The 24,691-nt window shown below is 58.7% G+C and carries 25 protein-coding genes and 3 pseudogenes; 15 read left to right on the forward strand and 13 right to left on the reverse strand.

Annotated elements, in window-relative coordinates:
• Positions 1–696: 696 nt before the first annotated feature.
• Positions 697–1,035 (forward strand): annotated as a pseudogene (locus ACEPP2_RS13900) (RHE_PE00001 family protein); the annotation flags it as partial.
• Positions 1,036–1,062: 27 nt separating this feature from the next.
• Here the strand turns inward: ACEPP2_RS13900 and ACEPP2_RS13905 are convergent.
• Positions 1,063–1,545 carry an IclR family transcriptional regulator gene (locus ACEPP2_RS13905; protein ID WP_395516957.1) on the reverse strand — a complete coding sequence of 161 codons (483 nt, stop codon included), beginning with the start codon at positions 1,543–1,545 and terminating at the stop codon, positions 1,063–1,065.
• Positions 1,546–1,599: 54 nt separating this feature from the next.
• Positions 1,600–1,758, reverse strand: a pseudogene (locus ACEPP2_RS13910) (helix-turn-helix domain-containing protein); the annotation flags it as partial.
• Positions 1,759–1,892: 134 nt separating this feature from the next.
• Here ACEPP2_RS13910 and ACEPP2_RS13915 point away from each other — a divergent pair.
• A complete protein-coding gene (locus tag ACEPP2_RS13915) occupies positions 1,893–2,894 on the forward strand; it encodes a hydroxyacid dehydrogenase (protein ID WP_395516941.1) in 1,002 nt (333 codons plus the stop codon).
• A gap of 30 nt (positions 2,895–2,924) precedes the next feature.
• Positions 2,925–3,599: an RraA family protein gene (locus tag ACEPP2_RS13920; RefSeq protein WP_395516942.1), complete on the forward strand. Its 675-nt coding sequence runs from the start codon at positions 2,925–2,927 to the stop codon at positions 3,597–3,599.
• 121 nt (positions 3,600–3,720) lie between these two features.
• On the opposite strand, the gene ACEPP2_RS13925 is transcribed toward ACEPP2_RS13920, so the two are convergent.
• Positions 3,721–4,188 (reverse strand): Hsp20 family protein, encoded by a 468-nt coding sequence (locus ACEPP2_RS13925; RefSeq protein WP_395516943.1) that lies wholly within the window; start codon positions 4,186–4,188, stop codon positions 3,721–3,723.
• Between the two features lie 371 nt (positions 4,189–4,559).
• Here ACEPP2_RS13925 and ACEPP2_RS13930 point away from each other — a divergent pair, with 371 nt between their 5' ends.
• Positions 4,560–4,862: a DUF982 domain-containing protein gene (locus tag ACEPP2_RS13930; RefSeq protein WP_395516944.1), complete on the forward strand. Its 303-nt coding sequence runs from the start codon at positions 4,560–4,562 to the stop codon at positions 4,860–4,862.
• A gap of 79 nt (positions 4,863–4,941) precedes the next feature.
• A pseudogene (locus ACEPP2_RS13935) lies at positions 4,942–5,283 on the forward strand (transposase); the annotation flags it as partial.
• A gap of 240 nt (positions 5,284–5,523) precedes the next feature.
• On the opposite strand, the gene ACEPP2_RS13940 reads toward ACEPP2_RS13935, so the two are convergent.
• The 8 genes from ACEPP2_RS13940 to ACEPP2_RS13975 form a co-directional block, all read right to left on the reverse strand.
• Positions 5,524–6,328, reverse strand: a protein-coding gene (locus tag ACEPP2_RS13940; RefSeq protein ID WP_395516959.1) for an IS5 family transposase whose coding sequence is annotated in 2 segments (ribosomal slippage) — positions 5,524–5,898 and positions 5,900–6,328 — 804 coding nt in all. Because the reading frame shifts where the segments join, the coding sequence is not laid out codon by codon here.
• 26 nt (positions 6,329–6,354) lie between these two features.
• Positions 6,355–7,119 carry an SDR family NAD(P)-dependent oxidoreductase gene (locus ACEPP2_RS13945; protein ID WP_395516945.1) on the reverse strand — a complete coding sequence of 255 codons (765 nt, stop codon included), beginning with the start codon at positions 7,117–7,119 and terminating at the stop codon, positions 6,355–6,357.
• On the reverse strand, positions 7,097–7,594 hold the full coding sequence (locus ACEPP2_RS13950) for a 2,4'-dihydroxyacetophenone dioxygenase family protein (protein WP_235864253.1): 498 nt from the start codon (positions 7,592–7,594) through the stop codon (positions 7,097–7,099). Before ACEPP2_RS13950 ends, ACEPP2_RS13945 begins: the two co-directional genes overlap by 23 nt.
• Before the next feature lie 80 nt (positions 7,595–7,674).
• Entirely contained in the window at positions 7,675–9,186 is a 1,512-nt protein-coding gene (locus ACEPP2_RS13955) for a tripartite tricarboxylate transporter permease (RefSeq protein ID WP_395516946.1), read from the reverse strand.
• 9 nt (positions 9,187–9,195) lie between these two features.
• A complete protein-coding gene (locus ACEPP2_RS13960) occupies positions 9,196–9,666 on the reverse strand; it encodes a tripartite tricarboxylate transporter TctB family protein (protein ID WP_281978400.1) in 471 nt (156 codons plus the stop codon).
• 69 nt (positions 9,667–9,735) lie between these two features.
• Positions 9,736–10,701, reverse strand: a complete 966-nt coding sequence (locus ACEPP2_RS13965; protein ID WP_281978399.1) for a tripartite tricarboxylate transporter substrate binding protein — start codon at positions 10,699–10,701, stop codon at positions 9,736–9,738.
• 110 nt (positions 10,702–10,811) lie between these two features.
• The gene (locus tag ACEPP2_RS13970; RefSeq protein ID WP_281978517.1) at positions 10,812–11,591 is read right to left on the reverse strand and encodes an SDR family oxidoreductase; all 780 of its coding nucleotides are present in this window, start codon (positions 11,589–11,591) and stop codon (positions 10,812–10,814) included.
• On the reverse strand, positions 11,591–12,718 hold the full coding sequence (locus ACEPP2_RS13975) for an iron-containing alcohol dehydrogenase (protein WP_281978398.1): 1,128 nt from the start codon (positions 12,716–12,718) through the stop codon (positions 11,591–11,593). Before ACEPP2_RS13975 ends, ACEPP2_RS13970 begins: the two co-directional genes overlap by 1 nt.
• Positions 12,719–13,086: 368 nt before the next feature.
• On the opposite strand from ACEPP2_RS13975, the gene ACEPP2_RS13980 reads away from it, so the two are divergent.
• Positions 13,087–13,935 carry an IclR family transcriptional regulator gene (locus ACEPP2_RS13980; RefSeq protein ID WP_281978397.1) on the forward strand — a complete coding sequence of 283 codons (849 nt, stop codon included), beginning with the start codon at positions 13,087–13,089 and terminating at the stop codon, positions 13,933–13,935.
• A 725-nt stretch (positions 13,936–14,660) separates the two neighbouring features.
• On the opposite strand, the gene ACEPP2_RS13985 is transcribed toward ACEPP2_RS13980, so the two are convergent.
• Positions 14,661–14,975, reverse strand: coding sequence for a helix-turn-helix domain-containing protein (locus tag ACEPP2_RS13985; protein ID WP_235864252.1), 315 nt, complete (start codon positions 14,973–14,975; stop codon positions 14,661–14,663).
• A 77-nt stretch (positions 14,976–15,052) separates the two neighbouring features.
• Here ACEPP2_RS13985 and ACEPP2_RS13990 point away from each other — a divergent pair, with 77 nt between their 5' ends.
• The 9 genes from ACEPP2_RS13990 to ACEPP2_RS14030 all read left to right on the forward strand — a co-directional run bounded on the left by ACEPP2_RS13990 (position 15,053) and on the right by ACEPP2_RS14030 (position 23,613).
• Positions 15,053–17,974: a monovalent cation/H+ antiporter subunit A gene (locus ACEPP2_RS13990; RefSeq protein ID WP_395516960.1), complete on the forward strand. Its 2,922-nt coding sequence runs from the start codon at positions 15,053–15,055 to the stop codon at positions 17,972–17,974.
• Positions 17,974–18,312, forward strand: a complete 339-nt coding sequence (locus tag ACEPP2_RS13995; RefSeq protein WP_077548035.1) for a Na+/H+ antiporter subunit C — start codon at positions 17,974–17,976, stop codon at positions 18,310–18,312. The genes ACEPP2_RS13990 and ACEPP2_RS13995 overlap by 1 nt, the downstream gene beginning before the upstream one ends.
• Positions 18,309–19,937, forward strand: coding sequence for a monovalent cation/H+ antiporter subunit D (locus ACEPP2_RS14000; RefSeq protein ID WP_077548033.1), 1,629 nt, complete (start codon positions 18,309–18,311; stop codon positions 19,935–19,937). The genes ACEPP2_RS13995 and ACEPP2_RS14000 overlap by 4 nt, the downstream gene beginning before the upstream one ends.
• Positions 19,938–19,940: 3 nt before the next feature.
• Positions 19,941–20,417, forward strand: a complete 477-nt coding sequence (locus tag ACEPP2_RS14005; protein ID WP_281978395.1) for a Na+/H+ antiporter subunit E — start codon at positions 19,941–19,943, stop codon at positions 20,415–20,417.
• Positions 20,414–20,695 carry a K+/H+ antiporter subunit F gene (locus tag ACEPP2_RS14010; protein WP_077548029.1) on the forward strand — a complete coding sequence of 94 codons (282 nt, stop codon included), beginning with the start codon at positions 20,414–20,416 and terminating at the stop codon, positions 20,693–20,695. Before ACEPP2_RS14005 ends, ACEPP2_RS14010 begins: the two co-directional genes overlap by 4 nt.
• Positions 20,692–21,066, forward strand: coding sequence for a monovalent cation/H(+) antiporter subunit G (mnhG, locus tag ACEPP2_RS14015; RefSeq protein ID WP_172977812.1), 375 nt, complete (start codon positions 20,692–20,694; stop codon positions 21,064–21,066). Before ACEPP2_RS14010 ends, mnhG begins: the two co-directional genes overlap by 4 nt.
• Before the next feature lie 356 nt (positions 21,067–21,422).
• A complete protein-coding gene (locus ACEPP2_RS14020) occupies positions 21,423–21,659 on the forward strand; it encodes a hypothetical protein (protein WP_281978394.1) in 237 nt (78 codons plus the stop codon).
• Between the two features lie 405 nt (positions 21,660–22,064).
• The gene (locus ACEPP2_RS14025; RefSeq protein ID WP_395516947.1) at positions 22,065–22,283 is read left to right on the forward strand and encodes a hypothetical protein; all 219 of its coding nucleotides are present in this window, start codon (positions 22,065–22,067) and stop codon (positions 22,281–22,283) included.
• An 877-nt stretch (positions 22,284–23,160) separates the two neighbouring features.
• Positions 23,161–23,613 (forward strand): MgtC/SapB family protein, encoded by a 453-nt coding sequence (locus ACEPP2_RS14030; protein WP_281978392.1) that lies wholly within the window; start codon positions 23,161–23,163, stop codon positions 23,611–23,613.
• 128 nt (positions 23,614–23,741) lie between these two features.
• On the opposite strand, the gene ACEPP2_RS14035 is transcribed toward ACEPP2_RS14030, so the two are convergent.
• Positions 23,742–24,691, reverse strand: a 950-nt coding sequence (locus ACEPP2_RS14035; protein WP_395516948.1) for a DMT family transporter, incomplete at its 5' end; no start/stop codon positions are given.

Below are 24,691 nucleotides of genomic sequence, written 5' to 3' on the forward strand. Positions count from 1 at the left end.
AGTGCCGCGGGACGAACTGCCCCGATCCAAGGGTTGGGATCGGGGAAACCCTGCTGTTCCAGGCGATCGGTGCTGAGGGCTGAGATTCAGCGTAGTGGCAGGGCCACGCGTGACGTGACCAAACTGAATGGGATCAGTTATTTAGTGGGAAATGGTGCCCAGAAGAGGACTCGCTCATCAGGAGATGTTACATCCGTAACCCCCTGAATCTGCACGATGAAGTCCGAACTGCTAGCGACTCGACTATCACAGAGACTGTCACATATGCAAGAGGTTATTGAAGGTTGGGTCTGAGGCGGCCAAACCGAATGTGGAACGTGATCCGAATGCAAGTGGAGGAAGTCCCTTACCGGGCCGATGGCGCTAATGGGGGATACGCAGTCTTTCCGCAAAATGCTCGATTAACGTTACGGGTGTCGCTCCTGCGTTCGACCTAGGCTCAGGTTCTTTCGAGCGACGTTAGTCGTCAAGTATTACACAGATGCTAGGTCGTTGCGGATAGCAAGGGGCAGCGAGCCTAAAGTATAGGTGGGATTCGCTGAGGCAAAAGTCCTCGTCATTGTAAAAAGTCGGCAAGCAATAGATGACGATAAGCATTACTTATCACCGGTGAACCACCGGGGGCTTCTTTATGTCATGTGAGGAACTGTAGAGGCGCGATGGCTTTCGCTTAGCAAATCGTTTACCATAAAATCAATGCTTTACGATCTCGCCAAACTGCCCATCTCAAACTTGCTGAGACCCGTCGCCGACGCCAGCAGCGCTCTCGCCCGTCTCGACGAACGCATCGCCCGCTCCCCCGTCGGCGCCGGCTTCCTTGAACGCCAGAACTTCACCGACGCCTGCGCCTCGCTGTGGATCGACGGCGAACTCGCCCACCTCGAAGACCTCGTCCTCCACGACGCTCTCCGCGACATCCGCACCCCAACCCACGAACTCACCATCGCCCGCGACGTTTTACGAACCCGCCGGCGCATCGCCGACCATTCGCCTGGCTGGGCTCTGTCTGAGGAAGGCCTGCGCGGCCTGCGCCGGCCGTGGGCCGGGCCCGGTCCCGCTTAATTATCCGGGTTCTCCTCCCATGGCTGCCGAAAGTCGGCGGGCAGCCATTTGAAGATTTTCGAGATTTCTGTTGATCGCTTCTTCAGTGAAGCGCGCTGGCGGGCCAGTCAGGGCAAGCGACCCAAAGAGGTTCGTGCCATCGCGGAAGATAGGTACCGCGAGGCTTGCCACCTGAGGGTCTCGTTCACCGAACGTCGCGTAGAACCCTTTCTGACGGATTTCGTCGTAGACAGTTCCTGTCTTGCCTGTGAACGCGAGGATGACGCGCCCTGGTGCACCGAGCTCGAGTGGCATCAGGTCGCCAACACGTGCCGAATGACGAATTGATTGATGGGAATCGTGGCGGAACAGGCAGAGCCGTTCTTGTCCTTCGCGCACATAAACGGCCGCGCTTTCCCCCGTCTGATCCACCAACTGAGCCAGGAGCGGCTCGATGATATCCGCTGCTCTGAAGGTTGATTGGTAGATGTTACCGAGCTTCATCAGCTTCGGTCCCAGTCTCCAACTTCCGTCGTCATTGCGAATGAGCAGACTGTGCTTCGCAAGGGAACGAGCAATCCGAAGCACGGTGGACTTGTCTAATTCCACGCGACGCGAGAGCTCGCCCAGCGACAGAGAGAAATCGCGGTCGGTGAAAGCCTCAAGCAATGATGCGGCGCGCTCTACCGCGGCGACGCCGGCTGAATTTCCAGGCATTGACTCCTCCGAAAGATGCTGTACGTTGTACTAAGTACAACACCTTTTCATTTAGTACAATACGCGATAAATGAGTTTCGTCAACGGCCCATTCCTGGGCACGTTAGTAGTCGTTGGAGTCGAAGGAGGAGTAGATGAGCGCAGGAGCCGAATCCGGTGCGATGCGGCCAAGGCGGGTCATGGTCACAGGCGCGGAGCTGGTTGAAGAGGCAAGGGATCGACTGGCCGCGCATAGGATCGAAACCATCTACGCGCCGGCCTATTCAACCTCCGATGATCTTGCCGCTCTCGCGCATGACAAGGAGGTAGATGCAATCCTGGTGCGCCAGGGTCAGATCAACCGTTCGGTGATCGAAGCCTCTCCCCGTCTGAGAGTGATTGCTAAGCACGGCAGCGGCGTGGACAACATCGACCTTTCTGCTGCCACTGGACGTGGCGTGCCGGTACTGCGTGCGCTGGCGGCCGACGCACAATCGGTTGCGGAACTAGCTATCAGCCTCACGGTCGCGCTAATGAAGGACGTCGTTCCGCTCGACACGGCGGTCAAGGGTGGAGCCTGGCCGAAGACGAAATATGTTGGCCGCGATTTGGCTGGCGCAGTGTTCGGGGTGATCGGGTTCGGCGAGATTGGGCAACGTGCTGCCGCTCTTGCAAAAGGCATCGGTATGGAGGTGGCGGCCTATGACCCCTTCGCTGGTGATACACCTGATATTGCGGTCAGCCGCAATCTCGAAGCTATATTGAAAGCCGCCGACGTCGTTAGTCTTCACTGCCCCTTGATCCCACAGACGCACCATCTCATTAACGCGGAGCGCCTCGCACTGATGAAGCCAACTGCATTCCTCGTAAATACCGCCCGTGGCGCTGTTGTCGACGAGGGAGCTCTGGTTGCTGCATTGCGTTCACAGTTGATAGCGGGCGCGGCCCTCGACAGCTTTGAAACAGAACCGCCGGACAACGACAACCCGCTTTGGTCGCTGCCTAACGTCATCGCCACACCGCATATCGGCGGCGCAAGTCGCTCGGCTCTCCGCAACATGGCGGTTCAGAGTGTTGAGCATATTGTCGGCGTGCTCGAAGGGCGAGGCTATGACAGCCGCGCGCTGGCGAACAAGGAACTCGTAGCTGCCGCTTGAATTGGCGCTGGCTCAAAAAGGAGGAATAGAATGATCGGATTTCGAGTCTGCCGCCGTGAGCGTAGCGTCGATGCGCATTGGGTAGAGGCATTTCGGAAGCTGCCTGTGGCGAATGTTAGTGATGTCATGAGCCGGATGACAGCGGCTGGGGCCGCCCTACGCCCCTACTATACCGGCGGCACGATGGTTGGTCCGGCTGTGACTGTTAAGTCTCGTCCCGGAGACAACCTGATGGTCCACAAGGCCCTCGACGTAGCGGAACCCGGCGATATCGTCGTCGTCGATGCAGGAGGTGATCTCACTAATGCGATCATTGGCGAGCTTATGGTAGCACACGCTGCCCAGCGCGGCTTAGGCGGCATTGTCATCTATGGAGCGATCCGCGACAGTGCTGAGTTGAGCGCCGGCTCGTTCCCAGTCTTTGCCTGCGGAGTCACCCATCGAGGCCCCTACAAAGATGGACCTGGCGAGGTGAACGTTCCGATCTCAATCAGCGGGATGGTGATCAACCCTGGAGACCTGATTTGTGGTGATGCAGATGGTCTTTTGAGCGTGTCCATCAACGATGTCGAGAACGTTTTCAACGCTGCCAGCAAAAAGCATGAGGCGGAGACGAAGCAGATGGAGAACATCCGCGCAGGAACGAACGATCGGACTTGGGTCGATGCCGCTCTGAGAAAACAGGGTTGTCTCATAGAGACGTGAACGATAGAGGCGGCCGCTGACCGCGGCTGCCTTACTTAGACCAGATGGAGTCCTGTTGGCGGGCCCGCCCTACGCGGGCCCTCTTTTCGTGGTCTTCCTGTATCTAGGAAGTTCAATGAGTTCAGGCTACCTGCTTGTCAGATTCAATCTGTAGCGGCGGGGCCGCGGTCCCATTGCCTATCTCGATCCGCCGGGGCTTCATCGCCTCCGGGACTTCCTGCTTCAGGACAATTCGCAGGAGACCGTCGGAGAGCGACGCCGTCTCGACGTGAACATGGTCAGCCAGTTCGAAGCGACGCTCGAACGACTGTCCGCCAATGCCCCGATGTAGGTACTCCCCTTCCTTCTTCTCTGCTTTCGTCCCTTTGATGATCAGGACGTTGCGCTCCTGGGTGACGTCGAGATCGCTCTGGCTGAAACCTGCGACTGCCATGGTGATCGCATAGTCGTCATCGCCAACTTTGACGATGTCGTAGGGTGGCCAGAGGTCAACTGCCTGCAGGCGCTGCGCGTTATTGAGAAGGTTGAACACACGGTCGAAGCCAATGCTGGACCGGTAGAGGGGTGCGAAATCAAGTTCCGTTCTCATTACCATATCCTCCGTAAAGCAACATGGATTGGAGACGCCACCGAAAACCTGCGTCTCCGGCCTATCGGCCCCTACTAAGGCTGCCGATGCAATGAATCTGGTTGGCGAGAAATGCCGGTTCAAGAACCTCGGATGAAATTTTTCGCCGCCGCGTAATCCCGTTCAGGTAAGGGGCAACAGGTACGCCCACCTGCTTTTATGTGCAGTAAGCGCCTACGTTCGCGCCCTACGACATATACGGTTTTCCTATCAGATTTAGTGACCTGAGTGGTGTTCCGACTTGAACGGAAGGACGCGGCAAACCACATCGATAATCGGCGTTGGCCACAGCGCCTTCCTTGTTGATCACAAACAGAATCAGTGAGGTGGAAATGATCTCGAAGCTCTTTGATCGTCCGGTGTATCTGAAGGAACAAAAGAACCTCGTCCGCGAGATTACGGCCGTGGAGGAGGCGATTGATTACCTGGAGGATTGGCCAGAACGGGAGCGCGACCTCATTCATGAGGCGGTCTTGAAGACCTGCTATATGGCCCATGATGGTCTGAAACCTCTTCGGGCAGCACGCGATGCGATACGTTCTTTTGCCAAGAAGAAGGGTATCCTTGCCAAGGAACCTGCTGTGAAGCCTTGGATGATCAGGCCTGTTGGCGGTAGTGGCAGGGCAGCGCACTAGGCGCGTCGAGGCGGGAGGTTGCAGATGCTGCCTCTCGCCTTCATCGACAAGAATTGTTCGTCCCTAACAAAAGGAGATCGAAGGGACGCGGCTTTACCGCGCCAGCAAGAGGGACTGTGATCGCTGCGAACTGAAGCCTCGCTGCTGCCCTAACACACCGATGCGCGAGGTGCCGCGCGATCTCAACGCAGATGCCCGTGATGTCGCCCGAGCGATAGCCGCGACACCGGAATACCTGCAGTCATGGCATCGCCGAAAGAAGGTCGAGATGCTCTTTGCTCACCTCAAGCGCATCATGCGCATGGCCCGGCTAAGGCTCGAGGCCGTGTGGTGCGCGAGACAAATCCTGCTTTCCGCAACTGCCCAAAACCTAAAAAGGCTGGCCAAACTCAGGCCATCACACAGCGTCAATGCCGCCTGAGAGCGGCATCGGCTACCACCCTACGCTGAGGCTCTGGGCAGAGGGACATGCTGGATCTGCCTAAAGGCAGAAATGGGCGGATGAGCAGCCAACCCTACGAGTTTTTCAACGATATCCGCCGACAGCGGAAATCATTTCCGCTTTGCGCCTTCATTTCTGTCGTTGAGACTGTCGACATAACTGCGCGAAAGCCGACATTGCACGCCAACCGGGTGCGCTAGGGTTCAGACTCAATCATAGCTAGAACGCGACGAGGGTGGCCAAGGCGACTGCGGAGAGGAAGTTTCTGGCAAGCTTGTCGTAACGCGTTGCGACGCGTCGGAAGTCTTTCAGTCGGCAGAAGGCGTTCTCGATGAGGTGGCGGCTCTTGTAGCGTTCGGCGTCGTATCGGATCGGCCTTGTGCGATTTGAACGGCCAGGTATCACGGGGACGATTGCGGACTGGCGCAGTCGCTTTCGCAGACTGTTGGCGTCATATCCCTTGTCCGCAAGGAGATATCGCGCACCCTTCAGACCAGCCAGCAGGTGTGGCGCGACCGGGCTGTCTGCCGCATTGCCACCGGTCAGCATGAATGCGAAAGGGCGACCGATCACGTCGGTGAGGACGTGGATTTTGGTGGTTTGCCCGCCGCGCGAAGGTCCGATAGCCTGATTTTTCGCCCCCCTTTGCCGCCATGGCCGAGCGGTGCGCCTTGACGTAGGTGCTGTCGATGGAGGTGCTTTTGGTGACCGCGCCAGACGTCGCGAGCGCCTCGACCAATTCAGTCCAGAACCGTTTGCGAGACCAACGATTGAAGCGGTTGTAGACCGTGGTCGAAGGGCCATAGTCGCCCGGGCAATCGCACCACCGGCAGCCGACCTTGAGAACGTGGATGATGCCTGAGATCACTCGACGATCATCGACCCGGCGAGCCCCACCCTTGTTCCTCGGCAACAGGGGCTCAATGACCGCCCATTGCTCGTCCGACAGCCAAAACAAGCGACTTAAAGCCTCCAATCCATTGATTGGGAATCTTGAATCTGATTTGCCGCAGCAAATCAACATGATCAATGGGTTTCGACCCTAAGCTCCTAAGAGATAGAATAGCCCCCGTCGACTGGGATTATAGTCCCTGTCATGAAAGCGGCCTGGGGGCTCGAAAGGAAGAGTGCCAAACCCTGTATGTCTTCCGGGCTGCCCCAACGCCCCATCGGCGTACGCGCCAGTATCGGGCCCGCTCGAGCCGCATCATCCTGTAGCGCCTGGGTAAGTGGCGTTGCGATCCATCCTGGCGCGATGGCATTTACACGAACGCCCTTGGGAGCATAAGCAATGGCTAACGATTTGGTGAGTTGAGCAATGCCACCCTTGGAGGCAGAATAGCCCGGTACCAGACCGCCGCCGAAGAAGCTCAGCATTGAGGCGATGTTGATGATGGAGCCCCCATTGGCTGCAAGCTTCTCCAAAGACGCTTCGCACACGCGCATCGTGCCATTGAGGTTGATGTCGACCACCGTATCGAAGACCTCAGGATTCCGCTCTTCGCCACGGCGTATGACGCCCGCGCAGTTGACGACAACATGGACATCATCGAGCCCACCGATAAAACGTGTGACTGCATCATTCGAGCGAACATCCAGCACGCTGTAGACAATTGAGCCGGAAGGATCGGCAGCTTGAGCCGTTTCACAATCTTGTTCTGTTGCGCCTGTTGCATGGACTGTTGCCCCGGCTTCCATGAAACATCGGGCAATCGCGCCGCCAATGCCGCCGGTCCCGCCAGTGACTAAAACGCGACGTCCCTCGAGCCAGCCTCGAGCCCACTCCGCGGAGCTAGCGGATGAATTGGTCGACATAATCCGCTCCCAGGCCGATCTTGTCATAGTGGGCACGGCACATGTCGATCTTGGTGAAGACGTCCTCGTAGCCTATCTGCCTGTCGTCCTTGTCCAGGTAGACCATGCAACCGGAAATGTTGAAGAAGGTGATCATCTCCTCGCAGTCTTCAGGGACATTCAAGGTGTGTATCTCACCCGGCGGTTCGAAGACAAAGGAACCCTCTTCGGCAACCCAGTCATGTTCGAAGTAGTGCCATTTGCCCTTCATCACCATCCCGAACACCGGAGCCGGATGAACGTGCCGGGACAGGATGCCGGAGCGGGTGACCTTCAGCAGATTGCACCACTGGCCGCCGAGAGTGTTCAGGAACATCGGACGGAAGTAGACATTAGGAGCCTGCGGAACCCACACGCGCGGGTCATCCGGGATGGCCTTAATGGCGATCTCCAGTGACGCAAGCTCATGGGTCGAGCCCTTCATGTAGCTGTACATATGTGAATCACCTTTCGTCTTTACCGAAGAGGTTTCTTGGCGCCTGCACGGGTCCAGGTGTCCCAGCAGGCATGAACTCGTCAATCGGATTCCTCGCTAACCGCTTCGTCGTTCCGCCGAGGCGCCTTGATCCACGAGATGATGATCGACACCCATACCAGGCAGAATATCGCAAAGATGCCGAAGGCGATCGGGCGGTTGATAAAGTCCAACAGATTGCCCTGCGACTTGATCAGGGTGGTGATCAGGTTCTTTTCCAGGATGGGGCCGATGACGATGCCGAGCACGCACGGCGCTATCGGAAACCCGTTCTCCTCCATCAGATAACCGACAACGCCAAAGACGAGCATGATCGTGACCCCGTAGACCGCGTTGTTGGAAGCAAATGCGCCCACGATGCAAAAGATCAGGATCAACGGCATGAGAACCGCTTTGGAGACCCGGAGGATATTCTTGGAAAATTTGATCAGCGCCCAGCCCAGCGGAATCATGATCAGGTTGGCGAGAATGAAGATAAGGAAGACCGCATAGATCGTCTGCGGATTGAAGATGAACAGGGTTGGCCCGGGGTTCATCCCCTTCACGTAGAGCACGCCGATCACGATCGCAGTCATCGTGTCTCCGGGAATCCCAAAGACCAGTGCGGGCACCCATGCGCTCGAAAGGGAGGCATTGTTGGCCGCTCCCGCTTCAACAACACCCTCGACATGACCCGTTCCGTATTTCTCCGGCGTCTTGGAAAACCGGCGGCTGATCGCATAGCTGACATAAGCCGCGACATCCGACCCGGCGCCGGGGAGAATGCCGACCGCAGTTCCTGTGATGTTGCCCCGGAGAAGCTGTCTCCAATAAGTCTTCAGCATGCCGCCCCAGTCGCGGAAGATGTTCCCGACAGCCGCTGGCGCTTGTTGCCAGCTCTCGCCCCCGCTCAAGACCGTCCGCAAGACCTCGGAAATGGCAAAGATGCCGATCATGACTGGAATGAAGTCGATGCCCGCCATCATTTCGGTCGAGCCAAAGGTGAGCCGCGGAACACCGGCGGGATTGTTCAAGCCGACGGACGCGATGGTGAGGCCAATGAATAGGCTGAGAAGACCCTTGGCCGGATTGGAAGCTCCCATGAAGACGGCGCAGGTCAAGCCGAGGAGCGCGATCCAGAAGTATTCGGGAGAAGAGAACTTGACGGCGAATTCGGCCAGTGACGGTGCCGCGAAGATGAGGACGATGGTGCCGAAAAGGCCGCCGAGTGCCGAAAAGAGCACGCAAGCCCCGAGACCAAGTTCCGCCTGTCCCTTTTGGGTAAGCCTATAAGTGTCTTCGACATAGGCCGCAGAGGCGGGTGTGCCCGGTATGCGGAGCAATGCTCCCGGAATATCGCCTGCGAAGATCGCCATGGCCGAACAAGCGACGATGGCGCCAACGGCGGCTACCGGTTCCATGAAGAAGGTGAGGGGAACGAGCAGAGCTGTGGCCATTGTGGCGGTAAGGCCTGGCACGGCGCCAACAAAGAGCCCGAAGATCGATGCGGCGATGATTGTAAGGATGACATTGCCATTTGCCACCAGCCCGACCGCCTGAAGGATGACATCCATCTCTATCTCCTACCAGGGAAGCCGCGGGACTATCCCGAACGGCAGGGGAACGAGCAGCATCGTCCTGAAGATGAAGTCGCAAGCAAAGGCGGCAAGGATCGCTAGAATGACTGCCTTGGCAGGGCGTACCTTCAAGATGAGGAACATGGAAAGCGTTATGATGATCGCGGTCGGGATGAATCCCAGGATCTGCACGAAGAGAATGTAGAAGAGAACGAGAAGCAGCGTTGCTACGACGCCGGCGAGCCTGCGTGGGTTCCTCACCTCGTCCGAGAGGGACATCAAGGGCTGATTTCCTTGACTGATGCCGGTGTACAGCAGCCGGGCAGAGCAGCCGATAAGCCCCATCGCAATAAGGAGCGGGAACGTGGCTGCACCGTAGTTTTGACCCGGGATCGCGGGCAGATTGAAGGAATACCAGGCAAGTGAAATGCCTGCGAGAAGGAAGATTGCACCAAGCGTGGTATCGCTGAATCGCATGAAAGCACCTGATTGATGATGGTCAGGCAGGCCCGGAAGTAATCAGGCCTGCTTGATCGCTCCTCGCGGCTACTTGGCCAACCCGATCGCCTTCATCGTTTCACCGAAGTTCACGTCATTGGTCGCCATGAAGTTACCGAATTCCTCACCGGGTAGGAAGTTCGCCCCAAAACCCTGTGCGCTCAGGAACTGGTTGTATTCCTCGCTATTGTAGACCTTCTCCAAGGCAGCAATCAGCTTGTCGCGAATGTCGTCCGGCAAGCCCTTCGGTGCCACGATCCCACGCCAGGCGCCAAATTCCCAGTCGGAACCCGTCTCCTCCTTCAGGGTCGGCACATCAGGGAAGAGTTTGGAGCGTTCCTTGCTCATGTAGGCAAGCGACTTCACTCGACCTGCCTCAATGAGAGCACGGGCTTCGACCAGTGACGAGGGTACGATCTCGGTTCCCCCTGAAAGGAGTTCCTGTAGGCCGCTCGCGGCACCATCGCTTGGCACCCAGGTGACGGTGGAGGCGTCAATGCCCTCGGAGTTGAGCAGGCCGGCGATCGCCACGTGCCAGCTTGATCCCTGGCCACTGCCGGTAGCGCGGAAGGTGCCGGGTTGCGACGTCTTGATTGCCTCCAGCAGTTCGCCCAGGTTCTGATATTCAGAATCCGCGGATACCTGCACGCCGGCTGGGTCCTGGTTCATCAGGGCGAGGGGCGTGTAGACCTTGTAGTCCAGCTCCGTCAGCCCGAGCCAGTGCATCAGGTTGACCTCCGTGGTCGCCAGGCCAAGTGTATATCCGTCGGGCTCGGCGTCTGCCATGGCCGAGTGACCGACGACGCCGGAACCACCGGTGCGATTCACCACGTTGACGGACTGTCCGAGTTCCCTTTCAAGCCCCACGGCGACTACGCGTGCGACGGCGTCTGTACCGCCGCCGGCACCCCAGGCGACCAGCAGAGTGATCGGGCGATCGGGATATTCTGCCCATGCGGGCATTGCTGTTGCCGACAGCATGAGAGCTGCAATGATACCTTTTGCGAATTTCATGTTGTTCCTCCCAAGGTTTCGCAAGTGATGGTGTCGTTCAGGTCAGCGATGTCATCAATATCGTCGTTCCTCCTCGAAGCTTTTTGGCAGCTTAGCGCCTATTGCCATCGTCATAGTCCTCCTGCCACCGTAATGACGGTACCGGTGATGAAACCGGATCCGGGTGATGCAAGCCACAATGCGGCTCGAGCAATGTCTTCTGGTTCGGCGATGCGCCCCATCGGCGTCAGTGCCGCAATTTTTGCCGGGCGCTCAGGATTCCCACCTTCGAGATGGATCCGAGTGTTGGTCGTCCCGACGCGAATGGCATTCACGCGAATGCCCTCCGGCGCCAGTTCCTTTCCTGTTCCCGCCGTTAACGTTTCGACCGCACCCTTCGAAGCCGCGTAGTGGATGTACTCATTCGGGCTGCCGAGAGCTGCCGCAATGGAGGACATGTTGACGATTGTCCCCCCCTTGCCTCCATGCCGTGTCGACATTCGTTGCGCAGCCTCCTGCGTGCAATAGACGACGCCGTAGGTATTGACTGCGAATGTTTTCTCGAGTTCTTCAGGTCGAAGCTCCTCCAGACGGCAAGCTCGCCCGATGATGCCGGCATTGTTCACCAGGCAGGAAACGCGGCCCAGTGTTTCGTCACATGTCGCAAACAACTGTCTGACGTCCTCGCGATCGCCGACATTACCACGCACCGCTACCGCTCGAGCACCCGCAGCCTCGCAATCTGCCACCACTTTGGCGGCGGCATCTGCGTCACTCAGGAAATTCACGCAGACATCGAAGCCCTCGGCTGCCAGCAGTCTTGCAGTTGCAGCTCCAATGCCGTGGCTTGCACCGGTGACCAGTGCAACGGGCCTTCCTCGTTGTCCGTCTATAGACTGCGCGGCCTCCATCACATGACGCTCTCAAGTATTTCCGCATACTCTTCACTCGTGAGGTTGCGCGGATTGGTTTGATGGCTGTGGTCGGCGAGCGCGCGTTCGCATGTCCAGGCAAAGACGTCGCGAGTGACGCCAAGGGTGGACAATTTTCGGGGCACGCCGAGCTTGCGGTTCAATTCGTCGAGTGCATCTGCAAGTGTAGTGCCTTCGATTCCCGCAGCCGCTTCCAGTCGACTGATCTTGGCAGCCGTGGCGGCATGCGAGGCGTTGGCACGCAGAACCGGTGGCATCAATATGGCATTCAGGGTGCCATGGTGGAGCTTGAGTTCCTTCAATCCACCCAATGCGTGGCTGAGAGCGTGAACGGCGCCCAGCCCCTTCTGGAAGGTCAAACCGCCCTGCAGCGCTCCCATCATCACCTCTGTGCGGGCGGACAAGTTAGCTCCATTGGCGTAGGCCTTTGGTAGGGCCTCCCAGATGCGCGCGAAGCCATCCACAGCGATTGCCTCCGCCGGCGGATTGTAGCGCGGCGACAGATAGGTTTCGATACAGTGAGACAAGGCATCCAAGCCCGTCGCAGCGGTGAGAGCAGGGGGAAGCCCCAGCGTCAGCTCGGGGTCGCAGATCGCGCGTCGGGGAATCAAGAACGGGCTGATGAAGCCAAGCTTGCGGCCATCGTCCAAGGTGATGAGCGCTGCTCGGCCGACTTCCGACCCTGTCCCGGCCGTGGTGGGCACCGCCACCAAGGGGGCAACTGAACTGGTGATTTTCGGTATGCCACCAAGAATGGCTGCATACTGCTCCAATTCCCCCTCGTGTGTCGCAAGGAGCGCAACGCCCTTGGCCAGATCGATGGGGGAGCCGCCGCCTATTGCTACCACGCCATTGCAGCCGTGCTGCCGATACGCCACCAGTGCTTCCTTGACTGCAGATTCGGTGGGATTGGTCGGGACATCCAGGAAAGCCGGAGCCGATGAAAGCACCTGCATTGCATCACTACCCAGCAGCCCTGCAGCCTTTACGCCGTGGTCGCTGATGACGAAGGGTCTGGTGATGCCCAGTTCCTCCAAAGTTTGACTGAGAGAAGAAACTGCACCTGCGCCAAAATGGATCGTTGTCAGGTATTGGATGATGTTCATGTCTGCTCCCGGGAGAATGCTGGTGCCCAAGGCCGCGGCGCGGATATGGCTGCGGCAATCGGGCCAAAACAGGATGGGAAAAGGTGACGGAGGTTCTCAGGCCGCATCACGCGCGAACTGATCCGATCGATCGCAGTCATTGCCACCTCCCAGTGTCAATCCGGCATAGACCGCCTCCTCAAAGCAAGTCCTGCCTGTCCACAATATGGACGTTCTGTCCACTTCATGGTTGCTGAGCCGGACGCCTTTGTCAATCGCAAAGCTGGTCCTGCGTTATCTGGAAGTGCATTCCCGCTGACCCACCCGATCTGCCGTCACCATCATTGGTGGCGCCGGTGTGCTTGCGAAAGTGACCTTAGCCGCGCATCATGACGCTAGCGTTTGAAACAATTTGTCCGGCGATCGACACCATGAACAAGCACACAGCTGTATCTACAGGAGAGGCGTTTGGCCCCACCGTGCAAGGTGCAGCCTCCTTCTCGAAATTCATGACTGTGCTGCAGGTAATTGCCGACAACCCGGGGAAGTTCGACATCGCGCGGCTCACCGCCACCGCTCGGTTTCCCCGCGCAACGACCTACCGGATCGTTGCGGGCCTCGCCGCTGAAGGGCTGGTAATGCAGAACCGTGACGGCACCTACACGCTGGGCTACCGGCTCATTCAACTTGCATCGAAGAGCTGGGAAGCTTCCGATATCCGCACCGCGGCACGCCCCTTTATCGAGGCGCTTCGCGATGCCACCAAGGAGACCGTTCACCTTGCGGTGCCAAGCGGTAATGGTATGGCGTATATCGACAAGCTGGAAAGTCCAAACGCGGTACGCATGATGACCAGGATTGGCGCGCGCGTTGAATTTCACTCAACCTCGGTCGGCAAGGCCTATCTTGCCGCACTTCCAGAGGAGCGGGCCCTGAAGATCATCGCGGGGCTTGAACTGCGCCCGTTCACCGAGTTCACCTTCACCGACCCAAATCTCTTCCTTGATGAGGTCAGGAAGACCCGGGATCGGGGGTATTCCTATGATCATGAGGAAAATGAGCGAGATATTCGCTGCTTTGGCAGCGCCGTCTACGATCGATCCGGCGAGCCGGTTGCAGGGGTAAGCATCAGCATACCGCTCTATCGCTACGACGAAGGCAAGCACGCGGACTATGCCAGGATGATCCGGGAAACGGCCAAGTCGATCACGCAGTCATTGCAGGCGGTAGTTAAATAGACGGCAGTGGCCGCGGCGAGGGAACGCATAGCGGGCAACCAGTGAACACTTTTTCAGTCTACCTCGTCCGTTGAGCAAGATTGCGAGCCGCTACTAAGCGAACTCACGAGCAGTTCATCACATCGTAAGCGCTTGCGTCGCTCAATCTGGCCTACCTCCGTCATTGGTGACGTGGCTGGTCGCGAAGGAGGCGGCGCCGCCCACTGTATCCCGGACTTCACCAGCGCCATCGGCAACATGCTTGACACTACGCTGACGCTCCCCAACACGCAATCATTTGTTGGCTAAGGGTCGAACTCTGAGCACATCGGCGATGTCGGCTTTTACCTTTCGGCACCCAACATCGGACTGTCTGATGTCGGCCCCGTACCGGAAATAATTTCCGCTTAGCGCGTGTATCTCAGTCATAGGAGCTGGCTTCGGGTGCACCCGAAAGCAGACCCTTCAGGGCGAGGTAAATATTGTCCGCCGTCGTTCCCTGACTCCGGGTGAGATGGGTGCGCCGTCGGAGTCCTAAGACATGTGATGGGCGGGAACGACGGCCATAGGAGCCTGACGTCGCGCTTCCGCCCAGATGTCAGTGTCATCTTTTCCTAACGTTGTATTCAGCCGGAGCGCCACGCACTGGTGTCGGCTCGCCCTTGACCAAGCTGCACGGCCAAGGCAAAGCCTGTTACAATTAATAGTACAAGGTTTACAAGTATGCGGCGTTGATGAGCCACATACTAACTCCGCTTCCCCTTCAACAAAGCCGCGTCATCCGAGCCTAACGATTCATCGGCCAATGATGCCGCCGGTCCGTATAAGCCAGCGCCCACCCCTTCAACCGAGGTGAATAGCACCCCGGCGTCTTCAAACGTACGCCTCAACTGCGCGGCCGTTGAGCGGTGGAGACCGTGCCGGTGACCTTCAAAATCGCGGATCGTGCTGCGAGATATGGAGGAACGGTCCGAAAGCTGCTGTTGCGTCCAGTTGAGCCAGCCTCGAGCGGCGCGACACATTGCCGGTGTGATGGCTGGCTCTTTTGTGGCTTGACCCATTGCGGCACCCCCGTCTGTGGCGATATACGTCATTTAGGGCGATTTGCGAAGGCCCCGGAAGGAAATACGGCATTGGGATAATCACGCAGCAGCATCTTCTCCTTCTGGTGGTCTTCCTTCCCTTCGCGGGAAGCGTCGTTGTTGCGCTGGCGCTGCGCACGCATTCACGACTACTTCCCGCCTCGATCGCGGCAGCGGTCTGCGGCATTGTCATAGCGGCCATTGCGGCGCTCTATCCCGCCATAGCCCACGGTGGAATTGTTCGCTTCGCGGTTGATTGGCTGCCGCAACTGGGCCTCAGCTTCTCATTGCGAATGGACGGGTTCGCATGGCTGTTCGCTGCACTCGTTGCGATCATTGGCCTGCTCGTGGTGCTCTATGCCCGCTACTACATGTCGGAGCAGGACCCGATCCCGCGCTTCTTCTCATTCCTGCTGGCGTTCATGGGTTCGATGCTTGGCATCGTCATCTCCGGCAATGTCATCCTCCTGTCGATCTTCTGGGAGCTGACGAGTCTCTCATCCTTCTTCCTGATCAGCTACTGGCATCACAATGCCGCTGCGCGTGATGGCGCTCGCATGGCACTGACCATCACGGCGACGGGTGGCTTCTGTCTGCTGGTAGGCCTGTTGATGCTCGGCTCTATCGTCGGGAGCTATGAACTCGATGCTATATTGGCAGCTGGCGACCAGATCCGCGCACACCCGCTTTACCTGGCGAGCCTGATCCTGATCCTGGTCGGTGCCTTTACCAAGAGCGCGCAGTTTCCATTCCATTTCTGGCTTCCAGCCGCCATGGCCGCGCCCACGCCGGTATCGGCCTACCTCCATTCGGCAACGATGGTGAAGGCAGGTGTCTTTCTCCTGGTGCGCCTCTCGCCCGCCCTGTCGGGGACCTATGAATGGTTCCTGCTGCTCGGCCTTGCCGGGATCAGTACGCTCGTTCTTGGTGCCTATTTCGCCATGTTCCAGCAGGACCTGAAAGCACTGCTGGCCTATTCGACGATCAGCCACCTTGGCCTGATCACCACGCTCCTCAGTCTTGACAGTCCGGTCGCAACCGTTGCCGCCATCTTCCACATGGTCAACCACGCGACGTTCAAGGCGTCGCTGTTCATGGCTGCCGGCATCATCGACCACGAAACTGGCACCCGCGACATGCGCCAGCTCAGCGGACTGCTGAGATACCTGCCGATAACCGGTCGGCTGGCGATGGTCGCCAGTGCTGCCATGGCTGGCGTGCCTCTCCTGAACGGCTTCCTGTCGAAGGAGATGTTCTTTGCGGAATCGGTGGAGACACATGCCGATTCGTGGCTCGATACCGCTCTGCCTTATCTGGCCGTCACCGCCAGTGCGTTCAGCGTTGCCTATTCACTGCGTCTGATCCACGCCGTTTTCTTTGGCCCCCCGGCCCTCGATCTTCCAAAGGGGCAGCCGCATGAGCCACCGCATTGGATGCGATTCCCCATTGAATTTCTCGTCTTTGCCTGTCTTGTCGTCGGTATCGTACCGAACCTCACGATCGGTCCCTTTCTCCGGGAAGCTGCCGTCAGCGTTCTTGGTCAAGCGACGCCGGAGTACAGCCTGTCTGTCTGGCATGGCTTCAATACGCCGCTCCTGATGAGTGCTCTCGCACTTGTTGCGGGGACCGGAATCTATTTCGGGTTTCGCCATTACTTTGCACGCTGCGATGAGGGCCCTCCATGGTTCCGGCACCTCAGGGGGCAGCGCATTTTCGAACGTGTCCTCGTGACGGTGTCATGGCGCTGGGCAAGGGAGCTCGAGGCCCGTCTCGGGACACGCGCTCTGCAGCCGCAGCTGCGTTGGGTCACCTTTGTCGGCTTCATGGCCGCCTTGACGCCCTTGTACCTGCTCGGATTCCAGTCGCGGATGATCGAGCCGTCCCGCATCGATATCGCCTTCTCGGGCCTGTGGGTCATCGGTGCCTGCCTGGCGGTCGGTACCGCGTATCTTGCTAAATATCACCGCCTGGCCGCGCTGGTCATGCTGGGCGGTGTTGGCCTGATCGTCTGCCTGACCTTTGTCTGGCTCTCGGCCCCGGATCTGGCGATCACCCAGTTGCTGGTCGAGATCGTCACGACGGTTCTGATCCTGCTCGGGCTTCGATGGCTGCCGAAGAGGACTGAGGAACTGAAGGATGAACTGACCTTCCGGGCGAGGTTCAGACGCTTCCGCGACCTCATCCTCGCCATGGCCTGTGGCGTGGGAATGGCGTTCATCGCTTACGCAGTGATGACCATGAGCGTACCCGACGCGATCGCCAATTACTTCATCAGCAATGCCTATAGCCAAGGCGGCGGGCGCAACATCGTCAATGTGATCCTCGTCGATTTCCGCGGGTTTGACACGCTGGGCGAGATCACCGTTCTAGGAATTGTCGCGTTGACCGTCTACGCGCTCTTGCGCCGCTTCCGTCCGGCAGCAGACAGTATGGCGCCCCCGGAACAGCAGCGAGTCCAGACAGCCTTTGACCAGCAACAGCCTGACCGAACCGTCGGAGATACGGCCCGAGATTATCTCGCCGTTCCCTCCGTCATCATGCAGTGGCTGTTTCCTGTCGTGATCACATTCGCGATCTATCTCTTCATTCGCGGGCACGACTTGCCGGGAGGCGGCTTCTCCGCAGGTCTCGCCATGTCAATCGCTTTCCTCCTCCAGTATCTCGCGGGAGGGACGCGTTGGGCGGAAGAACGTATCCGCATCCTACCGCTGCGATGGATGGGATCAGGCCTGCTAACCGCGACTGCGACGGGCGTCGGGGCGTGGCTTCTGGGGTATCCCTTCCTGACCTCCCATTCCCGATATCTGGACCTGCCACTGATCGGCAAGGTTCCCGCCGCGACCGCCATGCTCTTCGATCTCGGCGTCTTTTTGCTGGTGATCGGTTCGACCGTTCTCATTCTCGTAGCCCTTGCGCACCAGTCGATCCGCATCAACCGGCTGAATGCACTGGAGAAGAAGGCGGAGGAGGTCGGCTGATGGAAGTTGTGCTTTCGATCGCCATCGGCGTCATGACCGGCTGCGGCGTGTGGCTGATCCTTCGCCCGCGCACCTACCAGGTGATCATCGGTCTTTCCCTGCTTTCCTACGCCGTCAACCTGTTCATCTTCGGAGTGGGCGGCGTCAAGTCGGACGAGCCGCCGCTTCTCATCGACGGAGCCTCTGTGGCCAGCATCAGCGATCCGGTTCCGCAGGCGCTGGTCTTGACGGCGATCGTCATCGGTTTCGCGACGACCGCGCTCTTTCTGGTCGTCCTTCTGGCCGCCAGGGGGCTGACCGGTAGTGACCACGTCGATGGTCGGAGCGATTCCCGATGATGGACTGGTCAAAGCATCTCATCGTGGCGCCCATCCTCATACCCCTGGTATCGGGCGCACTCATGCTGTTCATCGCGGACCGTCAGCGCGTCCTGAAGTCGATGGTCGGCCTCGTCAGTTCTCTGCTGCTGTTGCTGGTATCGCTGCTGCTGGTCGGCATCGCGGCAGCCGACTACGGTGCGAGCGGGGTCTATCTCGTCGCCAACTGGGCGTCTCCCTTCGGGATCGTGCTCGTGGTCGACCGCCTCTCCGCATTCATGGTGGCGCTGTCGGCGGTTTTATCCGTTCCTGTCCTTGTCTTTTCGATGGCCCGCTGGCACTCGGCGGGTGCTCATTTCCATAGTCTCTTCCAGTTTCTGTTGATGGGCCTGAACGGCGCCTTTCTGACGGGTGACCTGTTCAACCTCTTCGTATTTTTCGAAGTCATGCTGGCGGCCTCGTACGGTCTGTTGCTGCACGGGTCAGGACCGCTGCGGGTCAAGGCGGGGCTTCATTACATCGCCGTCAATCTGGCGGCGGCGCTGCTGTTCCTGATCGGCGTAAGCCTGATCTACGGTACCGCCGGCACGCTCAACATCGCCGATCTGGCCGCCCGCATTCCCGGGATCGAGCCGGACCGAAGGATGTTGATGGAAGCCGGAGCCGCAGTGCTCGGGGTTGCCTTTCTGATCAAGGCAGGCATGTGGCCTCTCTGCTTCTGGTTGCCCAGTGCCTACAGCGTTGCCGCGGCACCAGTCGCCGCCATCTTTGCCTTGCTCAGCAAGGTCGGGATCTACATCATTTTGCGGCTGACCATGCTGTTGTTCGCCGAGGGTCCCTCTGCCGGTTTCGGGTCAGCCCTTCTCCTGTACGGTGGAATGGTGACGCTTGCCTTCGGAATCATAGGGGTCCTCGCTTCCCAGGCACTGGCACGGATTGGTGCCTATTCGATCCTCGTGTCCTCCGGCACCTTGCTGGCCGTCATAGGCCTCAACGATGCGGCAGCCACGTCAGGCGCCCTTCTTTATCTGGTCAGCTCCACCCTCACTCTGGGTGCCTTTTTCCTGCTTGTGGAACTGGTCGAGCGATGCCAGGGGGCAGGAGCATCCGTGCTTGCCGTCACCATGGAGGCCTATGGCGATGCAGATGACGATGTCCCGGAAGAACTGGATGGGGTCACGATGCCGGCAACGCTTGCAATGCTCGGTGTCTGCTTCGCGGGCTGCACTATCCTGCTTGCGGGCCTACCGCCCCTTTCGGGCTTCATTGCCAAGTTCGGCATTCTCTCGGCGATCATAGGCACCGGATCGATCGGCGTTCCGCCTACAGGGCCGGCGCTCGCCCTCGCCGCCTTGATCATCATTGCCGGGTTGGCGACCCTCATTGCGCTGACGCGTGCGGGAATTCGAACCTTCTGGAGCTCCCTCGACGTCGCAGTGCCACGGGTGCTGGTCGTCGAAGTTGCTCCCGTACTGGCCTTGTTGGCACTGCTTGCTGCACTGACCATCCAGGCCGGTCCGGCGCTATCCTACATGGAGGCTGCCGTCCGCTCCACAGGCAAGGGTGGCAGCTACCTGAATGGCGTCATGGAGGAAAAGGCGCTGCCCTCCTGGCGCGATCTGCAGCCTCAAGCGAGCGGGGACTAAATCATGTTTCCGTATCCGCTCCTGACACTCGCGCTTCTCGTCATGTGGCTGCTCCTCAACGGGTTTACGTTGGGCCATCTCGTGCTCGGCACCATCGTGGCAGTCGTGGCTTCATGGACCATGGTTTCCTTACGTCCCAGCAAGCCACGCCTGCGCAAGTGGTATCTGATCCCGAAGCTGCTGATGGTTGTGATGACTGACATCGTCCGGTCCAATCTGGCGGTCGCGTGGGTGATCCTGCGCGGGCGCGGCAGCGGTCGACATTCAGCGTTCATAGATCTGCCGCTCGATCTGGATGATCCGACCGCCCTTGCCATCCTCGCCGTGATCGTGACCAGCACACCAGGATCAGCTTGGCTGGAATATGATTCCCATCAGCGTTCGGTTCTGATCCACGTATTCGACCTGGCCAGCGAGGACGAGTGGCGCGATCTGCTGAAAAATCGCTATGAAAAGCTGTTGATGGAGATCTTCTCATGAGCGCGATCATAATCTTCACGGCCGTCAGCCTGGCGCAGATCATGTTGATGATCGCCATGGCGATTGCCTCGGTCCGGATGTTTTTCGGCCCGCGTGCTCAAGACCGGATCATTGGCCTCGATGCGCTCTACGTGAATGCCATGCTTCTACTGGCTGCCTTCGGCATCGGAACGGGGAAGACGGTCTATTTCGAGGCGTCTCTGGTCATCGGCCTTTTGGGTTTCGTCGCCACCGTCGCGCTTGCGAAGTTCCTGATGCGCGGGGAGGTGATCGAATGATCTACTCGGCAGCCGACATCCCGATTTGGGCGGCCATTCTGGTCGCCTTCTTCCTGCTGCTGGGCGCCGGCCTGGCTCTCATTGGAGCAATCGGCTTCCTGAGGCTTCCAAACTTCTATGAACGGCTTCATCCCCCGACCTTGTCGACGAGCTGGGGCACGGGCGGCATCATGACCGCCTCGATCCTGTTCTTCAGCTTTGCTGGAGGGCGGCTTGTTGCTCACGAGCTGCTTGTCGGGCTCTTCATCACCGTCACCACGCCTGTGACCTTTATGTTGTTGGCAAGAGCAGCGCTCCATCGGGATCGGTTCGAGAACAACCCGGATGTTCCTACCAAGGTGACCGTTCAGGGCCTGGCCGAGGACGTCTGATCCAGACCTAGCCGCATAGTCGCCTCCGCAGGGCCTGCTCTTCCCAGGCGCAGTGCTCGGCCGCAGGTCACCAACCGGTGCCAATCACGATGTAAATGGACCTCGGCTACAGACCAAGCATCCTCCTTACAATGCGATCTGGCACCGTTTGGAAGAAGCGTTCAACGTTGCGCACGTAACAAGTCGAGGCCGAGCAGGTCGATCAGGCGTTTCATCATGGTGGCGGTAGTATCGCAATCGAGTTCGACCACCCGCACGCCACGCTGAGATGCACACGCTCGTATCCTCGGGGATTGGCCAGTGTCGCACGAGTTGCTAACATTTATTTAGCAGATGCCGTAACCAATGAGGACTACATGCCGAAGCTCTACCTCAAGCTGGCCATAGCGCTGTCGGCTTCCGGGACTGCTATCTTCCTGTTCCGATTGATAGGCATGATCAGTGCAGGCAATTTGGGTTCTTCAGGCAGCTTCTCGTATGGTGCGATCGGCGTAGAACTGATGAAGGTTGCTGGCTGCATTGCTGTCCTGGTTATTGCTGCACGACATCTGATGCGATCTCCACAACGAGGTTCTCCCTTCGATGAGCTTTGAAAAGTGCCGCGAGACGGTTCGATCCCGCATAGCCTATGCTACAGCGTCAATCGGCGAGGCACTCGGCCTTGGTTCTTCGGATGACTGACAAGCGGTCGAAGGGAGGTGTCGATGATCTCTGCCGCCCAGTGCCATGCGGCGAGCGAAGTTCAGACTTTACTGGAGTTCTGGCGAAGCTCGCCCATCTTGAAGTCCCGATGGTTGAGGGTCTGATGTGGGGTTGCTGCGGACTGCAGGCCTCGAAATCAGACGCGTCATGATCCAAATCTGCTTGTGCTTGGCCCGTAGCTAACCCCGGGATGTCTTTCGCGTGGGCACCCGTACGACCTGCTAATTTAGCTGCTGCGATGACCAAGCGAATCCTGTATTCATCCGGACGTGAGGCCGGTGAAGTGGGAGTTCAGCATGACGCCTGAACGGCGCAGGGAAATCTTTGATCGCGTTGTCGATCGTTGGGCTCAGCGGGGTTTTCAGTTCGAGACCAGTCCGATATTCCGCGCCAGCGTTGACGACTGGATCGAGGGCCGGATTTCAATCCAGGAACTGAAACAGCGGTACTCCGAGTTCCTTCGCACTAAATTCCATCGGGGTGCTGGTCTCACGGTGACGGAAACGGAGTTTTAGGGGGTACGTTCAAGCGGGTGATTACTCCTCCGCGAGCAAGCCGTCAAAAACCTCGAGCAGGGCGTCGACAATCGCCTGTCCGAGTGCATTGCCGGTCTCGGCAATCTGTCCCTCATCCATGTCGCGTGCCGCCATCGCCAGGTTGCTCCCTTGCTCCGCGACGATGACACGGGAACGTTCGATTGCCCATTGCGCGAATTATGCGCGGTTGCTGATCGTGGTGGTTTCCATGGGAATCCAATCTCTAGCAAATCGTCAATGATTGCCGGTTATCGTCTCTTTGCGCGAGGAGTTGTGCGTTCGCGCGTCGTTACCTTGGTCGATACCTTCTGAACTGCAGCGAGCGCAAGCGGCTGCGGCCGCAAGAGTGTTGTTCAAGGGCTAAAGCCAGCGGCCACAGGGTTCTCCCGCGGCTGTCAATCGAGAAGACGCATGGAGTGTCCAGTCCGCCCGTGAGCGTTGTTGTGATAGCTTGCTGCACGGAGAGATGGCGTGACTGCTCCATATGGGTTGGTTTTCGCGACAGGAGCAGCCAATGGCCCCGTGCTGGAAGATGCGTCGCGCACGGCTTTGTTGACGAAACCCCATGGGGTGGAGCAACTAAGGGCGGCGCTGAGAGCGGTGGTGAACCATTAGCTCAGGCGGCGTGAGGTGCGAACATTGCTCAACGTTGATCAAGTTGCCGTTCCTCTAAAGAAAACTCACCACCAGGCAGGATCGGGATGTCCATCCCGGCGGGTGCAGCAACCTGCACTTGCCAACCCGGTTAACGGATGGCACTGCAGCGTCGCTGCGACTGTACAACCAACATGAGGATACTGCCGTGGGAGCGGAGATTTGGTCAACGGTGGTCAGTGAGTTCTCGGATGTTCCAGACGTGTCTACCATTACACGCATCACGGTGCGCCTGGTACTCGCGGCGGTGCTCGGCGGGATCCTCGGATATGAGCGGGAACTGAAGGGAAGAAGCGCAGGCGTCCGGACGCACATGCTGGTGGCCGTCGGTGCAGCACTTTTCGTACTAGGTCCGTTGCAAAGTGGCATGGAGATTGGAGATCTATCTCGCGTGCTGCAGGGCATTGTACAAGGGATCGGCTTTCTCGGTGCGGGCGCGATCATGGTTCGTGCAGCGCGGCGGGAGGTCGAGGGTTTAACGACGGCAGCGAACATCTGGGCGACGGCAGGAATTGGAGTGATAGCGGGCCTGGGATTGGAAGCAACCGCCGTCCTGTCAACCTTCGTGGTCTTGATCATTCTCGCGGCAGTACCCGCTATGCTTCCAAAGCTGTCCGCGAAGAAATCAGGCCCGAACGAGTCTGATCCAAGTTGAGCAGATACATCGTCCCGATATCGCACTCCGTCAGCTAGGACCTCGAAGCCGGATTAGGTGCTTCGAAAGCAAATTCCTCCCGCTTCACCATTCAAGGTCGCCTGTGACATCTCCGGGGGAGGGATGCTTTAGTCCTTCAGAACGCCCATGACTATGAGTCCTGCCGCAGTCACGAGGGCGCCGAGGATGACCGGGGGAGCAACCCACCCGTGCCCCAGAAGCCCCTCAAGCACGATCACGAAGCTGGGCGTCAAATATCCATAACCAAGGACTTTGGCAGCCGGTAGACGCATGGACGCGTACTGAAGCAGTAGGAAGGTAAAGGCAGTCGTCACGATGGAAAGGTAGGCAAGGGTGGCCCAGACCGACAGTGGCAGCGCTCTAAACTCCAGCGAGGCCAGCTCGCGTGCACCCGTCGGCACCAGCCATGGCACCGTGAACACGATAATCCAGAAACCGAACAATACGGGGTTCTCCCCCCGGGATAGTTTTCTCAGCAGCGGCACGTAGGCAGCATGGCCGATCACACCAGCCAGGAAAATCAGCTCGCCGCGTCCGATATCGAACGAAAGCAGTGCCTGAACGTCGGCGCGAAATATGACCCAGATGGCTCCAAGCCCCGCCGTGACAAGAGCAGCCAGGACGTCTGGTCGTGTCCGTTGGCCGATGAACATCAGCGCGAACCCTGCGCTGATCAGCGGCATGAGGGTGAAGACTGCTCCTGTCTGGACCGGGCTGGTGAACTCCAGCGCGATGAACATCGTGAGCATGTACGTTGCTATGAGACCGCCGAGGACTGCATATCTCCAGATGGCTCGAGGCAGCGCGAACGGGACCCTCATGATCCAGAACGTCAGAACGCCCATCACTGCCACCGTCATGAGGTAGCGCATCAATGTCAGCGGCCCGGAGTCCAGATGTTGCGCCGCCATGCCGCCGAACGAGAATGATCCCGCGATGAGTGAGGCGAACAACAGCATGGCGAGATGAGCAAGCAGCTTCTCACGTCCTCGAGCATGGACGTTGGAGAGCGCAGGAGCGGGGGAGGGACCGGGCGGGGGCATGACCTGAGCAGATA

The sequence above is a fragment of the Pseudorhizobium flavum genome (assembly GCF_044142885.1).
GTDB classification, from domain to species: domain Bacteria; phylum Pseudomonadota; class Alphaproteobacteria; order Rhizobiales; family Rhizobiaceae; genus Neorhizobium; species Neorhizobium flavum.